Here is a 1,128-nt window from a genome sequence, read left to right as displayed (position 1 = left end):
TGTGTGCCGAGTATGAACGACAGCTTGGAGGTGGAAGTCCTCTATCCAGCCTGATGGCGGCGAAGGATTAGCGAAGCGCAAGGGCGTCGCCGCGAGGTGGGGTCTGAAGAAAGCGTGGAGCAAAGCCGCGGCCCGATGGACAAGCACCGGATAACGAGGCCTACCCGGCCGGACGAGCGAGCAACTGATCGCGAAGTCCATAGTCATCAAGGACCGGGGTGGTAAATCCGGCGGGCGTGCGGCGAAGGCGGTCGGTCTTACCTCGGGAGGTCTGCGCGGTGTCTCGGCAACGAGACTGAGGTCGTCGCAAGGCGACCTGACCGCCGCGCAGAAGTCAGCCGAGGGCATAGTAGGCGGCGGCGCGCCGCCGAAGGCCTGAACGGTGGAAGAGGCTAGTAGAGCGGTAATCTCGTGCAAGCCATGCGGCAGAAGAATCAGATCGAACTGAACTTGGACACCGGAGCGAGGGGTGAAGCCCCGAAGGCCGCCGCCCAAGAGGCCGAAGCAGGTGCGGCGAAAACCAGTCTCGAACGCCCGGCGGTCGCGAAGCCGTCGATGGAAGTAGTGGTCGAGCGTGAGAACCTGAAGGAAGCGTTGGCGCGAGTGAAGCGCAACAAAGGTGCGGCGGGGATCGACGGCATGAGTGTCGATGATCTGCCGATCTATCTGAAGGAGCACTGGCTGACAATCCGGAACCAATTGCTGGAAGGCACTTACAGGCCGCAGCCGGTACGGCGCGTCGAGATACCGAAGGCATCGGGCGGCACTCGGCCGCTCGGCATCCCCACGGTGCTCGACCGCTTCATCCAGCAGGCGGTGCTGCAGGTGCTGCAGGCGGACTGGGACGGAACGTTCTCCGAGACGAGCTTCGGCTTCCGGCCGGGGCGCTCGGCGCATCGGGCTGTGGAACAGGCGCAGGCGTACATCGCGTCCGGCCACGGCTTTGTCGTGGACATCGACCTGGAGAAGTTCTTCGACCGGGTCAACCACGACATCCTGATGGGGCTGGTGGCCAAGAGGGTTGCTGACAAGCGCCTCCTGAAGTTGATCCGTGGTTTTCTGACAGCGGGTGTGATGGAGGGAGGACTGGTCAGCCCGACGGAGGAGGGTACGCCGCAGGGTGGCCCG

The 1,128-nt window shown here is 64.0% G+C and carries 1 protein-coding gene; it reads left to right on the top strand.

The features are described from left to right. Positions 1–420: 420 nt before the first annotated feature. Positions 421–1,128: reverse transcriptase domain-containing protein (locus tag FXV83_RS41030; protein WP_249776251.1), on the top strand; the 708-nt coding region annotated here is incomplete at its 3' end.

The organism is Bradyrhizobium hipponense, assembly GCF_008123965.1.
In the GTDB taxonomy this organism is placed as follows: Bacteria; Pseudomonadota; Alphaproteobacteria; order Rhizobiales; family Xanthobacteraceae; genus Bradyrhizobium; species Bradyrhizobium hipponense.
Note: the sequence above shows the minus strand (reverse complement) of the source record. Positions and strands in the feature narration are given on the sequence as shown.